Annotated in this window: 12 protein-coding genes and 1 riboswitch; of the genes, 6 read left to right on the top strand and 6 right to left on the bottom strand. The window is 67.1% G+C overall.

Translation table 11 applies throughout. From position 1 onward, the window contains the following. Positions 1-120 precede the first annotated feature (120 nt). Positions 121-333, bottom strand: a riboswitch (cobalamin riboswitch). 414 nt (positions 334-747) lie between these two features. Next, the gene (locus FV218_RS05880) at positions 748-3,918 is read right to left on the bottom strand and encodes an efflux RND transporter permease subunit (RefSeq protein ID WP_147709042.1); all 3,171 of its coding nucleotides are present in this window, start codon (positions 3,916-3,918) and stop codon (positions 748-750) included. 130 nt (positions 3,919-4,048) lie between these two features. Here FV218_RS05880 and FV218_RS05875 point away from each other — a divergent pair, with 130 nt between their 5' ends. Beyond that, positions 4,049-5,248 carry an efflux RND transporter periplasmic adaptor subunit gene (locus FV218_RS05875; protein ID WP_246685008.1) on the top strand — a complete coding sequence of 400 codons (1,200 nt, stop codon included), beginning with the start codon at positions 4,049-4,051 and terminating at the stop codon, positions 5,246-5,248. A 644-nt stretch (positions 5,249-5,892) separates the two neighbouring features. Here the strand turns inward: FV218_RS05875 and FV218_RS05865 are convergent. After that, a complete protein-coding gene (locus FV218_RS05865; protein ID WP_055950177.1) occupies positions 5,893-6,678 on the bottom strand; it encodes a pirin family protein in 786 nt (261 codons plus the stop codon). A gap of 195 nt (positions 6,679-6,873) precedes the next feature. Continuing rightward, positions 6,874-7,674, bottom strand: a complete 801-nt coding sequence (locus FV218_RS05860; RefSeq protein ID WP_147709041.1) for a pentapeptide repeat-containing protein — start codon at positions 7,672-7,674, stop codon at positions 6,874-6,876. A gap of 214 nt (positions 7,675-7,888) precedes the next feature. Between FV218_RS05860 and FV218_RS05855 the strand changes: the two genes are divergently transcribed. The 3 genes from FV218_RS05855 (at position 7,889) to FV218_RS05845 (ending at position 9,358) form a co-directional block, all read left to right on the top strand. Continuing rightward, complete coding sequence (locus FV218_RS05855) at positions 7,889-8,569, top strand: Crp/Fnr family transcriptional regulator (protein WP_055950171.1); 681 nt, start codon at positions 7,889-7,891, stop codon at positions 8,567-8,569. Positions 8,570-8,598: 29 nt separating this feature from the next. Beyond that, positions 8,599-8,901: a hypothetical protein gene (locus FV218_RS05850; RefSeq protein WP_147709040.1), complete on the top strand. Its 303-nt coding sequence runs from the start codon at positions 8,599-8,601 to the stop codon at positions 8,899-8,901. Positions 8,902-9,019: 118 nt separating this feature from the next. Then, positions 9,020-9,358 (top strand): carboxymuconolactone decarboxylase family protein, encoded by a 339-nt coding sequence (locus FV218_RS05845; RefSeq protein WP_055950165.1) that lies wholly within the window; start codon positions 9,020-9,022, stop codon positions 9,356-9,358. A gap of 194 nt (positions 9,359-9,552) precedes the next feature. Here FV218_RS05845 and FV218_RS05840 read toward each other — a convergent pair whose 3' ends face one another. The 3 genes from FV218_RS05840 to FV218_RS05830 all read right to left on the bottom strand — a co-directional run bounded on the left by FV218_RS05840 (position 9,553) and on the right by FV218_RS05830 (position 10,709). After that, a complete protein-coding gene (locus FV218_RS05840) occupies positions 9,553-9,825 on the bottom strand; it encodes a hypothetical protein (protein WP_055950163.1) in 273 nt (90 codons plus the stop codon). An 87-nt stretch (positions 9,826-9,912) separates the two neighbouring features. Continuing rightward, positions 9,913-10,299: a hypothetical protein gene (locus FV218_RS05835; RefSeq protein ID WP_147709039.1), complete on the bottom strand. Its 387-nt coding sequence runs from the start codon at positions 10,297-10,299 to the stop codon at positions 9,913-9,915. A gap of 71 nt (positions 10,300-10,370) precedes the next feature. Next, on the bottom strand, positions 10,371-10,709 hold the full coding sequence (locus FV218_RS05830; protein ID WP_246685007.1) for a hypothetical protein: 339 nt from the start codon (positions 10,707-10,709) through the stop codon (positions 10,371-10,373). Positions 10,710-10,898: 189 nt separating this feature from the next. Between FV218_RS05830 and FV218_RS05825 the strand changes: the two genes are divergently transcribed. Both FV218_RS05825 and FV218_RS05820 read left to right on the top strand, forming a co-directional pair. After that, the gene (locus tag FV218_RS05825) at positions 10,899-11,618 is read left to right on the top strand and encodes a response regulator (protein ID WP_147709038.1); all 720 of its coding nucleotides are present in this window, start codon (positions 10,899-10,901) and stop codon (positions 11,616-11,618) included. Positions 11,619-11,623: 5 nt separating this feature from the next. Further along, positions 11,624-12,955 carry an ATP-binding protein gene (locus tag FV218_RS05820; protein WP_246685013.1) on the top strand — a complete coding sequence of 444 codons (1,332 nt, stop codon included), beginning with the start codon at positions 11,624-11,626 and terminating at the stop codon, positions 12,953-12,955. The last annotated feature ends 28 nt before the right edge of the window (positions 12,956-12,983 follow it).

Raw genomic sequence — 12,983 nt, 5'->3', positions numbered from 1 at the left:
GGGACAAGCCTCGGGCGACGTCTGTGGCACGTCACCGCGAACGAGGCCTGGGCGCTTGCCTGTCGTGAGGACAGCCGAACGCCTCGACACCCATCAGGACACCCCGCCCGATGCGTTTCGCGTGTGACCACGACTGACGGCAGGTCTCCTGGCTCGCGGGTCACCGCCCTCTCATCGTCTTCCCAGGCCCGAGGACCCAGTGACGTGTTGATGATGGGCTCGCCGCTTACAGTTGCGGGGGCAGCCGCGGCTTCGGGGAGGCCCTTTCGGACCTCATCCTCACCGCGTTCCCTTTTGATCCTCCGGGGAGGAACCGTCGGAGATAAGGAGCGCGATCAAAGCGTCCGCCGTCAATGGCACGCAAAGGCTTTCCGACGATGTGTGCCTGGAAGGTTACAGGTCAGCACTTACGAAGGTTTGCCTCGGCGCTATGCAGCGTCCGCTTTTCAAAAATTCGGCCCGAAAGCAGACCTTCGCATAACCACCCGTTCCAGCCGAAGAACGGACCAGCGGATCCCGACCCAGTGCGGTCATTCAAGCTTTTATGTCGGCTGCCCGTGAGCGGACCTTCAGCGATGGCGCATGGGGGATAGGCCGGACACGAAGGAAGTGCTCGCCCTGGTCGACACTCGTGGGAATATAGGAGTTCCCGTCTACCGAGCATTCGGCCTGATGGCGTAGCCGTGCTCCGTCCCGCGCTTTTCGGGCATGATGAGCCTCGTGCCGAGCCATGGAAATCAACGACCGCTAGCCTCCGGCTGCCTCAGAGGTCTGAGAGGATGCCCGGTCGTCTGGGGTATGAGCCGCTTCCTCGCGGTCCTTGCCGAACAGGCGCTCGAAGGCGACGTAGAAGGTCGGCGTCACGAACAGGGTGACGAAGGTGGCCACCAGCAGGCCGCCGATGACCACGGTGCCCATCGACACCCGGGCGTTGGCGCCTGCGCCGCTGGCGATGGCGAGCGGTACCGACCCCATGATAAAGGCGAACGAGGTCATCAGGATCGGGCGCATGCGCAACCGCGCGGCGTCCTGAGCGGCCTTGAGCACGTCTTCGCCCTGCTTGCGCAGGTCCTCGGCGAAGGCGACGAGCAGGATCGAGTTCTTGGCGGCCAGCCCGACCAGGAGCAGCAGCCCGACCTGCCCAAAGATGTCGAGGGCGAGGCCCCGGATCGCCAGGAAGGCGACGGCGCCGAAAATTGCAATCGGTGTCCCGAGAAGGATCACGAAGGGCAGGCGCAAGGACTCGTACTGCCCGGCCAGGAGGAGAAAGATCATCAGGGTACCGAGGCCGAAGATCAGGGGCGCGTAGCCGCCGGCAATCTTTTCCTGATAGGCGACATCGGTCCATTCGACCGCGTAGGTCGAGGGTAGCTTGGCGTCGGCCAACGCCTCGATGGCCGCGATGGCCGTTCCGGAACTGGCGTCCGAGGCAGTGTCCACCGCGATCTCGATGGTGGGGTAGGTGTTGTAGGACAGGACCGCCGTCGGACCGGTGACGAAGCTGGTCTGGATCAGCGAGCCGACCCGCACAGGTTCGCCGCGGTTGTTAAGGACCGTCAGCGCCTCCACGTCCTGAATGGTACGGCGGCCGGAGGCCTCGCTTTGGACATAGACCTGATAGACGTATCCGAAGCGGTTGAAGAGGTTCACGAAGCTCGAACCGACGTAGGTGCCCAACGCGTCGAAGAGGTTCTGCAGGGGCACGCCGAGTTGCTCCGCCTTGGCCCGGTCGATCTCCAGGCGCATTTGCGGAACGCCGTAAGTCGTGGTCGGAATCGCACGCCCGACGGACGGCAGCTTCTCCATCTCCGCGATGAAGCGGTTGGCGGCTTGCGCCAGCTTCAGACCGCCGGTGCCGCTACGATCCTGGAGCTCCAGGGTCAGGCCGCTGCGCGAGCCGAGGCCGGGAAGCGGGGACGGGTTCACCACGCGGACCTTGCCGTCGGGATCGTGCTTGAAGCGCTCCTGAACCGTGGCGATGACGTCGTTCACGCTCTCGGTACGCTCACCCCACGGCTTCAGCGTCGGGATCTGGAAACCGTAGAACGGCGCGATGGCATCGGCCAGGATGCTGCGCCCGGTCACGCCGATGGTGTGCTCCACGCTCGGGATCTCGCGCAGCGCTTGCCCGAGACGGTCGACCATCACGTTGGTACGGGCCACCGAGGCCCCCTTGGGCAAGACCACGTCGGCGAAGAAGTAGCCCTGGTCCTCGTCCGGCACGAACCCGGAGGGCCGCGCCATGGTCATCCACACGGTGAGGGCCGCGAAGGCGACGAAGGCGATTACGACGAGGGCGACATGACCGGTCAGCCAACCAATCGAGCTGACGAGACGACGGCTCGCCCCATCCAGCACGCGATTGAACCAACGCAGGGGCGCCCGCCACAGGCTCTCGTCCTTCGCGTCATGGTCGCGGTGCTTAAGGATCAGGCCACATAACGCCGGTGTGAGGGTAAGCGAGACCACCGCCGAGATCATCACCGAGATGGCGATGGTCAGGGCGAACTGATTGTAGAGCTTGCCCGTGAGGCCGGGAATGAAGGCCACCGGTACGAACAGGGCGGCCAGGACCAGCGTGGTGGCGATGACCGGCCCTGCAACCTCCGTGACGGCTTCCCGTGAGGCCTGGCGCGGCGCCATGCCGTCGTCCATCAGGCGCTCGGTGTTCTCGACGACGATGATGGCGTCGTCGACGACGAGGCCCACCGCCAGCACCATGCCGAGCAGGCTGAGGGTATTGAACGAGAAGCCGAGCAGAGCCATCGGCCCGAAGGTGCCGACCAGAGCCACCGGGACCGCGATGGCCGGGATCAATGTGGCGCGCCAGTTCTGGAGGAAGAGGTAGGTTACGATGACCACGAGTGCCAGCGCCTCGAACAGGGTCCGCACCACCTCAAAGATCGCCTCCTTCACGAACTCGGTCCGGTCGAGGGCGATGCGATACTTCAGCCCCGGCGGAAAGCGCTTGGCCAGGTCCTTCATGGTTTCGCGGGCGCCGTCCATCACCTGCACCGCGTTGGCGTCGGGGTTCTGGTAAAGACCGAGGGTAGCGGAGGCCGAACCGTCGAAGCTCGACCGGACTCCGTATTGCTCGGATCCCAGCTCGACCCTGGCGACGTCCCGAATACGCACCACGGACCCGTCCGGATTGGCACGCAGGAGAATGTTGCCGAACTCCTCTGGCTTATGAAGGCGTCCCTGGGTAACGAGCTGCAACTCGAAGGCGGTGGCCTGGTCGACCGGTGGCTTGCCGAGGGTGCCGGTGGTGATCTGCGCGTTCTGCTGGCTGATGGCGGCAGTGACCGCACCAGGGCTAATCCCGAGGGCCTCCATCTTCATCGGATCGAGCCACACGCGCATGGCGTAGCGCTTGTTCGAGAAGTTGACGATGCGGCCCATGCCCTGCACCCGGCGCAGCGGCTTGATCACCTGGGTCTCGGCCCAGTTGGCTAGGAACAGCTCGTCGTAGGGGGAGCCTTCGTCAGCGTAGAGCACGATGTTGCCGAGGCGCTGGCGCGAACTCTTCGTGATTTCGAGGCCTTGCGCGTTCACCGAGGGGGGCAGCTTGGCCTCCGCCCGGTTGGCGCGAGTCAGGACTTCCGCGGCTGCGGCGTCGAGATCCGAACCGACGTCGAAGGTCGCGTCCATGCTGACGCTGCCGTCGGTGTTGCTGGTCGAGCTGATGTAGAGAAGGTTCTGCGCGCCGTTGATCTCCTGCTCCAGCGGGATCGCGATGGCGTCATAGGCCTGCTGTGCGCTGGCGCCGGGATACGTCGCCTGGATGTTGATGATCGGCGGGGCGATCTCCGGGAACTGCGCAATCGGCAGGGTAAGACCCGCGACAGCGCCAATCAGCGTGATGAGCACAGAGATGACGCCGGCGAGCACCGGCCGGTCGACGAAGTGGGCAAACATGCAGGAACGTGGCTTCCGGTCCAGGGCCGGATGCGTGGACCCCGCGATGCAACGTCTCGTCCCCAGGCGTGTTCCTCTCGCGCTGGGCGGGCGCGGTGGCCGGCCTCATCGATCTTAAGGAGCATTGTTGGTGCGGGCAGCAGTCGGATACGGTGTCGGGGCGGGACTGATCGTCCTGCTGGGCGCGGGTGGCTGGTACATGGCCGGGCGCCCCTCGCCGGACCGGATCGTGGCCGCCCTGCCATTCGTCGGCAAGAAGGAAGGCGTGAAGGCCGAGGAGCCACCCCTGGAGGTCCGGGTCATCGTCGCCCGTAAGCGTCAGGTGCCTATCGCCTTCACGTACACCGGCACGATCATCGCGCAGCAGGACGCGACCTTGCAGGCCCGGGTGACTGGCAACGTGACGGAGCGGCCCTTCGAGCCGGGCGGACACGTGAAGAAAGGGCAGGTCCTGTTCCGGATCGATCCACGGCCCTTCGAGGTCGCGCTGCAGACAGCGAAGTCCCAGGCGTCGCAGGCACAGGCGCAGCTGACCTTCGCCCAGGCGGAGGTCGACCGCACTGAGTCCCTGGCCGACAAGGGCTATGCCACCGAGCAACGGTTCCAGCAGTTGCAGTCGAACCGGACCTCCGCCGTCGCCCAGGTCCAGGGCGCCGAGGCCGCGATTGCCAGGCAGAACCTAAACCTCGATTACGCCATCGTGAACGCGCCCTTCGACGGGCGCGCCAGCCTGTCGACGATCAATCCCGGCGACCTCGTGATCGAGAACCAGACCCAGCTCGTCTCGGTCGTGCAACTCGATCCGATCGACATCCAGATGGCCCTCTCCTCGGAGGACTCCGAAGCCATCCGGGCGGCGATGAAGGACGGAAGCGTCACAGTCGCCGTCCTCGACGCTGAGGGCAAGACCGTTCGCGAGGCCAGCATCTACCAGCTCGACAACCGCTTTGACCCCCGAACCGCCCGGCGTCTCGTCCGGGCGTTAATGCCCAACACCGACGAGCGTTTCCTGCCGGGGCAGTTCGTCCGCGCCAAGATCCAGACCGGTACGAAGGACAGGTTGCTGGTCCCCACCGTTTCCCTTGATGCGCAACTCGCGCAGCAGATCGTCTACGTCGTCGATGGGAACGGCACGGTGCAGCAGAGGCCCGTGACCACCGGCGATGCCCATGGCGACGATACTGCGATCCTGGATGGGCTCTCGGACGGTGACCGGGTGGTGGTCGACCATCTCCAGGACATGCGTCAGAACCTGAAAGTCGTCGTCCGACCGGACGCCGACGCCGGTCAGGAAGGCAAGGCCGGTCACGCCGTGAACGGACCCGGATAGGGTCGATGCCCCCCGCAATCGTCGAACCTCGTCGATCCACCCCAGTGACACCGGACACCATGCCAAACGACCGTCCCGTCATCCTGATGGCAGCCCTCCTCACGTCCGGCTGCTTCGCCACGGACGCATTGGCGAAGGAATGCCGTGCCACGCGGTCGGCCTACGACCGCATCGAGACGGGCATGAGCATGGCGCGGGTCCGGACGATTTTTGGATGCGAGGGCCGGCAGGTAACCCATATGACAATCGGCGCCACGCACAGGGCAACCTATTCCTGGCGTGGGGCGGGTCGGTATGGCGCTAACGTCACCCTGACTTTCCGCAACGGGCATCTCACACGGAAAGCGCAACTCGGGCTGTGACGGTCGAGTCGTGGGGACGAGCCGGCCCCCCGAATGGTTGCCTCAGTCGAAGCCTGAATCAGCCGGCCCGTTGCTCCTCCATCTTCGACTACCCCCCACGCATCATGAGAGGACGGAACGCAATCCTCACTTGAGCGTAGCTTTCCGTCATACGAGGACGGGCATGATGGCATCATGAGTGTGAAGTCGGTCGGGAAGTCCCCGGAAGCTGAGGCCGGTGGGATAGGAAAACTGCATCCCCGCAAGTTCGACTTGCTCAACCTCACGGTCGTCGACCGAGCCTCAATGAGAGCATGCACGGCGCGCGCGTGAGGCCATCGCATGGACGGTCTCGCCGTCGCCGACCGTGCCGCCGCGGCAGACCGGGGCGTGCGGGTCGATCACGAAGGCCAGCACCACCGAATCCTCGACGGCCTCCAAGGCGATATCGCCGCTCTCCGCCAGAAGGCCGCTCTCGGCCTCGCCGAAGGTCTGGTTGTCGAACGACACGCATCCTTCGAAGACGAAAAAGTAGGTCTTGTGGCCGGGCTCCGTCGGCACGGTCGCGGTCGCTCCGGCCCCGAGCCGGATATCGCGGCAAAGGACGGCGTTGCGAACGTGGAAGGGTGCCTTGCTTCCCGTCGGCCCGAAGACGTCGCGCCACGTATTCGCAAGCGGTGCCGGAAGCCGGCCGTGCTGGATGCCGGGCTCTAGCCCCTCCGCACGCGGGCGGACGAAGATCTGCAGCATCCGGAGCGGCGGGTCGTCGTCGCGGGTTCGCTCCTCGTGCCGGAAACCACGACCTGCGTTCATGACCATGAGATGGTGGGCATCGACCGTCAGGTGGCCGCCCTGGGGGTCGTCGTGGCGCATCACGCCCGCTGGGACCCAGGAGACGATCTCGTCCACGACGTGCTCGTGCAGCTTAATGTGGGTGCCTGGCGCGAGGAACGATTCCATGATCGTCGCCAGCGGTCCGAGGCCATGGTCCGGGCTCCCCGGCTCCAGGTGTCCCGGGAAATTGGCCCGCGCCACGAACCCGTCGCTGTCGATGGCATCGTCCTTGGTTCGCGTCGCCTTGTGGATCATCGTGTCGTTGGCTTCCTGGCTGGGCACACCGCCTGACGGATGCGTCGCCGGATAACGTGCCTGGTGCTTGCGGGTGCCGTACGAGTGGGTACCAGTCGTCGGGTTGCGACTACTACAGGTGGGTGGTGAGGTTCGTCAGCCAACCGGGTGAGGCACGGATATCCGTGACCGGATGCGGGATGGAAGGGCGAGTGGTTAATTCGACGCCTGGGTAATGGCGCGGTCGACGTTCACGCGGGCCGACCAGTCCTTGGCGCTGTCCTGGCCCTTCAGGGACACGAGGCGGGCGCCGCTGACGTCGACGTTCTTGAAGTCGGCGCCCGACACGGTCGCCCCGGTCAGGTTCGCCCCCGACAGGTCGGAGCCCATCAGAACCACGTCGGTCAGGTCCGCATCGGTGAGGTCCGCGTATTCCAGGCGCGAGCGACCGAGGTTCGCCCCCTTCAGGTTTGCGCCCCTGAGGTTCACCGAGACGAACACGGCCCGCATCAGGCCCATGGACTGGTTCTTGATGTCGGCGCCGCCCTTGAGGTCGACCAGCGTCGCCCCAGCCATGTTGGCGCCCTTGAAATCGCCGATGGGCATGGACCGGCTGAGGTCGGCTCCGCTCAGGTTGGCGTCCCGGGCGGTGATGCCGAACATCTTGGCGCCGACGAGCTTGGCCCCCGAGAGGTCGGCCTTGATGAACCAGGCCTGTTCCAAATTCGCCCCGGTCAGGTCGGCGCCCCGCAGGTTGGCCTTGTTGAGGCGGGCGGTGCGCAGGTTCGCGCCCCTGAGGTTCAGGCCCGACAGGTCGAGGCCGGCGAGCGCCTTGTCGGAGAGGTCAATGGGCTTGCCGTCGGCCTTAGCGATCAGCGCCTCGACGTCGGCGCGGATTATCTCGGCCTTGGTCATCGCCGCCGAGCCCATGTCGGCGCCGAGAAGCAGGTCCTGCTCGGCATGGGCCGGGGCGGCCAGGAGGATGGAGGCGAGTAGAAGGGTGGCGATGCGGCGCATGGTTTCTCCCGATTGTTTCGCCCCGACCCACGGGAAGCCTACGCTTCCTCATTTTGTCGCCGAAGCGGAGTTTTTTGTTCTCTGACGACGGTGGTACCCAGGTCCTTTCCAAGCGTCTGTGACCCAGGTCACCGAAGGTTGCGGATCCCCAGGCCTTTACGCATCGACCGGGGCATGGTGGCGTTCAATGACCGCCAGCCCGAGGAGGAAGACCATGCAGAACGCCCATCAGGTCGAGCGCTGGGTCGAGCGCTTCCCGCTGGTCCGGGACTTCAGCGCGAGCCATCTCCAGGTCGCCCGCGGCACGGTGCATTTCCCCGTGCTGGAGGCCGGCGCGATTGCCTACGAGCTCCAGGGCGCCTGCGCGAACTACCTGATGTGCATCGACGGTCGCACCCGGGTGTTCCGGATGTCCGAGGGCGGCCGCGAGATGCTGATCTACAAGGTCGGCGCCGGCGGCACCTGCGTCCTGACCACCCAGTGCCTGCTGTCGGGCGGGGGCTTCCCGGCGCAGAGCGTCGCCGAGGCCCGGACCGAGTTGGCCGCCCTTCCATCCGACACCTTCCGCCAGCTGATGCGGGAGAGCGACGCGTTTCGGACCTTCGTCCTCGACGACTACACCAAGCTCCTGTCGGGAATGTTCGACCTGGTCGAGGAGATCGCGTTCGCCCCCTTGGAGCAACGCCTCGCCCGCCGATTGCTGGTCGAGGCCGATGCCGAGGGGATCGTCTGGAAGACCCACCAGCAATTGGCGTCCGACGTAGGGAGCGTGCGCGAGGTCGTCAGCCGCCTCCTGGGCGAGTGGGCCGACGACGGCCTCGTCGAGATCCGGCGCGGCCAGGTGCAGGTCATCGACCGGGCGAGCCTGGCGGCCGGCAGGCGGAATCCCTGCTGATCAATCAATCGGGTTCGGACGCCATCGACATGGACATCGCCCTTCGCGTCGAACCTCGGAAGATCGAGTTTACGACCTACGGACCGGGGAAGGCCCCAGTCTGGTCGGTGACCTTCGCGCTCCATGCGTCCAGCGGTTACGAGCACCTTTGCACGGTCATCGTCCCGGGGCACGGGCACGACGACGTGACCGACATCTGCGGGAGGGCGCGGACCGAGCTTCGACGGATCGCCGCGCTGATTTCCACCCCGCCGCCCGATCCGCCGGAGGAGCCCGCGCCGGCAGTCGTCGGAAAGCGCACCAGAGGACGTCGTCCCGTACGGCTACCGTGAGGATGTCGGCCGGGTTGCCATGCCTGTAACACCTAACTACCTACTAGATGGTAGGCGTAACGCTCCGCGTCCGATCAAGGACGGCTCCCGAGAGAGCCGCATTTGGAGGAGATCCGAGATGGAAAATTGGAATGGCTACCGCGGCGAGTTGGTGTCCACCCTGGGCCAGATGGGTGAGATCAGCCCCGAACTCCTAAGCGCGCACGACAAGTTGGCATCGGCCAAGCCGAAGGAGCCGAAACTCGACGCCAAGACGCGGGAATTGATCGCCCTTGCCGTGGCGGTGACGACCCGGTGCGATGGTTGCATCGCCTTCCATACCGATGCCGCGCGCAAGGCGGGCGCGAGCAAGGAGGAGATGGTCGAGGCATTGGGTGTCGCCGTGGCCTTGAATGCCGGCGCGGCGCTTGTCTACAGCGCCCGGGCATTCGACGCCTTCACGCGAGACGTGGGCTGATCGGCGCAGCTGACGGACGACAGATTTTCACGAGGCATACGAAGCGTCCTCCGAGAGTGGGTATGAGCCTTTAGCCCCTGCGAAAATGCTGAATCGTCCAAGCCTTATGAAGGCCAAGCCCTCGCCCAGTCCACCGACCTGGCGAGTGCTTGGAAGGCATGAAGTTCGGTACGAGGCCGAACGAGCTGCCGTCGTCAGCGACGGCAGCGACCGCCCGGACCGCGATAGAGACCGGGCGGGCAACCGCGCGGGGCGCCCGTGATGGCCCGCCGCATAGCGCCGCGCGGCCCGCGGTTCAGGCGGCAGCCCCCGAACGGGCCGCGATGGGCGCCGAAGCCGCAACCGGCGCGGACCTGGACGATGGGAGCGTCCACGCCGAGACCGCCGGCCGGCATGGGAAGGGCCTGAGCTCCGCCTGCCATGAGCAGCGTCGCGAAACCGCCGACGATGAGACCTGTGAGCTTCATTCTGATTCTTTCGTTCTGATGGACGCGGCATACGGACCGTGTCCTGGGGTAAAATCGCTATCCGAACCCCGATCCAGGGCGTTCAGTTCACTTGGCGCGGCAGGGTCGCTCCGCGCGGACGACGCGACCGTCGTGGTCGGCGTCGAGCCGTGCGAACCGCTTGCTGGACGTGGTGTCGATCTCCTCCGCGGTGAGGAAGCCGTCGCCGTCCGCGTCGATGGCCCGGAACCGCCCGGCAGGGTCGTAGGGTCCCTTGCCGGGACGGGCGTCCCACCAGGCCGCCCATTCCGCCCGGCTGACGCGCCCGTCGTGATCGGCATCGGCCCGCATGATCCGTGTGCGGTTCCGCGAAAGGAAGGTCGCGAGGGCGGCTCCCGCTCCCTTCGGCGGGTCGGTGACCGCAGGCGTCTGGGCGGATGCGGATGTAACCGCCAGGAACGTGCATAGGGTCAGGGAGGCGATAGCCTTCGTCATGATCGCACCTCTCGCGTCACCGGGTCGTCCCGGGGCCGCGCCGGATGGCACGACCCCTAGCCTCGGCAGGGTCACCAACGGTGATGCCAGCCGTGGTGGCCCCACCCGCGATGGCCCCACCCGCGATGGCCCCAGCCGACATGCCGGTAGCCGCCCCAGCGAGGACCGCCCCAACCGAACCGTCGCGGTCCGTAGAAGGCGGGCCGGAAGGCGTAAGGCCGGTAGAATACCCTCGGTCCGAGGTTGGGCCGGCAGTAGCCGTAGAACCCGCGGTGGCCCCCGAGGCCACAGCCGTCGCGGGCCTCGGCCGTGCCGGCGGTGGCCAACGGCGCCGCCAGGCCGGCCGCCAGCAGGGCCGCGGGCAGGAGCCGCCTCAACAGGGTCGGCGCGCGTACCGCTTGCTTCGTCATCGCTTCGTCTCCCGATGCGGGGTTTGAACTGCCCGCACCTTGCCGCCGGCCTGTCGCAGGGATTTGCCGGGAAACCCCGTTTTCGTCGCGAACCGTCGCGGGTTCGAAGGTCCCGATACATTTCGCGACAGAATCCCCCGGGAGGGGGAGGCCGCCGCGCGTTAGGGTCCGGTACGAAAGGTTCGGGACATGGACGACGCACACATCCTGGTGGTGGACGACCATCGCGACATCCGCGATCCGCTCGCGGCCTACCTCAGGCGGCACGAACTCAAGGTCACCGTCGCAGCCGACGCGGCGGCCGCCCGCGTCGTCCTGGCCGGAAGCGCCATCGACCTGGTGCTCCTCGACGTGATGATGCCGGGCGAGGACGGACTCTCGCTCTGCCGCCACATCCGGGAAGCCTACGACACGCCCGTCATCCTCCTCACCGCCCTGGCAGAGGGGACCGACCGGATCGTCGGGTTGGAGATCGGGGCCGACGACTACGTCACGAAGCCGTTCGAGCCGCGCGAGCTCCTCGCCCGTATCAAGAACCTCCTCCGGCGCACGCGCGCGCTTCCCCGGACCCGGGACGAGGCGGACGGACGCAAGCTGACGTTCGACCGCTGGACGCTGGATACCGACCGGCGCGAGCTCGTCGACGACGCCGGCACCCCCGTTGCGCTCAGCACATCTGAGTTCCGCCTGCTGTCGGCACTGACCCGGCATCCGAGGGTGGTGCTCTCGCGCGACCAGCTCCTCGACCTGACCAGCGGCCGGACCGCCGACGGGTTCGACCGCAGCATCGACAACCAGGTCAGCCGCCTCCGGCGCAAGCTGGAGCGCGACCCGGCCAACCCGGGGCTCCTCAAGACGGTCTGGGGCGGCGGCTACGTCCTGGCGGCCGAGGTGAGGATGGTGCCTTGAGGCTGGTGCCGCACTCGCTCGGCGGACGGCTGGCGATCCTGCTGGTGTTCGCCGTCGTCGGCGCCCAGGCCGTGGCCTTCGCGATGTTCGCGCACGAGTCGTCGCGGGTCGGTCGCGCGGCGGCCCGGACCCAGGTGGTCGACCGCATCGCCACGCTGGTTCGCCTGCTCGACGCGGTCCAGCCCGACACCGTCCCGAGCGTGGTCGCGGCGTATGGCTCCCCCCGCCACCGCTTCACCATCGATGCCAGCAGCCTCGTCCCGGAAGGCGCGATGGGAGCCGACGAGGCACGGCTCGCGCGGCGGATCGACCGTCGCATGAAGGACGACGCGAGCCAGGCGCGGATCGCCCTGGTCGAGCGCGACGTCGGGGAGAATGCCCCCCGGGGCCGCCTGTCGGACAGGACCCAGGCCCTGCGGGTCTCCGTCCGGCTCGACGACGGGCGCTGGCTCAACGCCGAGGCCCCGCTCGCGTCGCGGACCCCGCCGTGGATGCGGATCGCGCTCATCCAGGTCCTGGCGAGCGTTGTCGCCGTGCTCGTGGTCGTCGCCGTCGCCAGGCGCGGGATCGTCGGTCCGGTGGCTGACCTCGCCAGGGCCGCGGAGAAGGCCGGTCGCGGCGCCGGGTTCGAGCCGCTGCCGGAGCGCGGCCCGAGCGAGTTGCGGACCATGACGGCGGCGTTCAAGCAGATGCAGGAACGCTCGGGGGCCTTCGTTGCCGACCGCACCCGGATGCTGGCCGCCATCAGCCACGACCTGCGCACCCCCATCGCCTCCCTCTGGCTTCGGGCCGAGATGGTCGAGGACGGCGAGCTCCGGAACGCGATGGTCCGTACGATCTCGGATATGGGGCGCATGGTCGACGCGACCCTGGCATTCTCCCGGGATGACGCGCTCGCCCAGGACAGCGGCGCATTGGATCTTTCCGAGATGGTCCGGGCGCTCGCGGACGACCACGGAGTGCTCGGGCGGGACGTCACCGTCACGTCCCCGGCCACCGTTCCCTTCCAGGGCCGGCCGCTGGCGCTGCGCCGGGCCCTAGACAATCTGGTCGAGAACGCCGTCCGCTACGGCGACAGGGCACGGATCTCGCTGGAGCGAGCCGACGACCTGATCCGTATCCTCGTCGACGACGATGGGCCGGGGGTGCCGCCCGACAGGATCGAGGAGATGTTCGTGCCCTTCGCGCGGCTAGAGGGCTCGCGCAACGCCGACACGGGCGGGACCGGTCTTGGGCTCGCCATCACACGGTCGGCGATCCGCGCCCATGGGGGCGACGTGGTGCTGGCGAACCGGACCGGTGGCGGATTACGTGCGGAGGTGACCCTGCCGTCCTGAGTATCAGTCGGACGTGAACGCGGCCCAG

The organism is Methylobacterium sp. WL69 (assembly GCF_008039485.1).
Lineage (GTDB): Bacteria > Pseudomonadota > Alphaproteobacteria > Rhizobiales > Beijerinckiaceae > Methylobacterium.
This window is presented reverse-complemented; position numbering and strand designations above follow the sequence as displayed.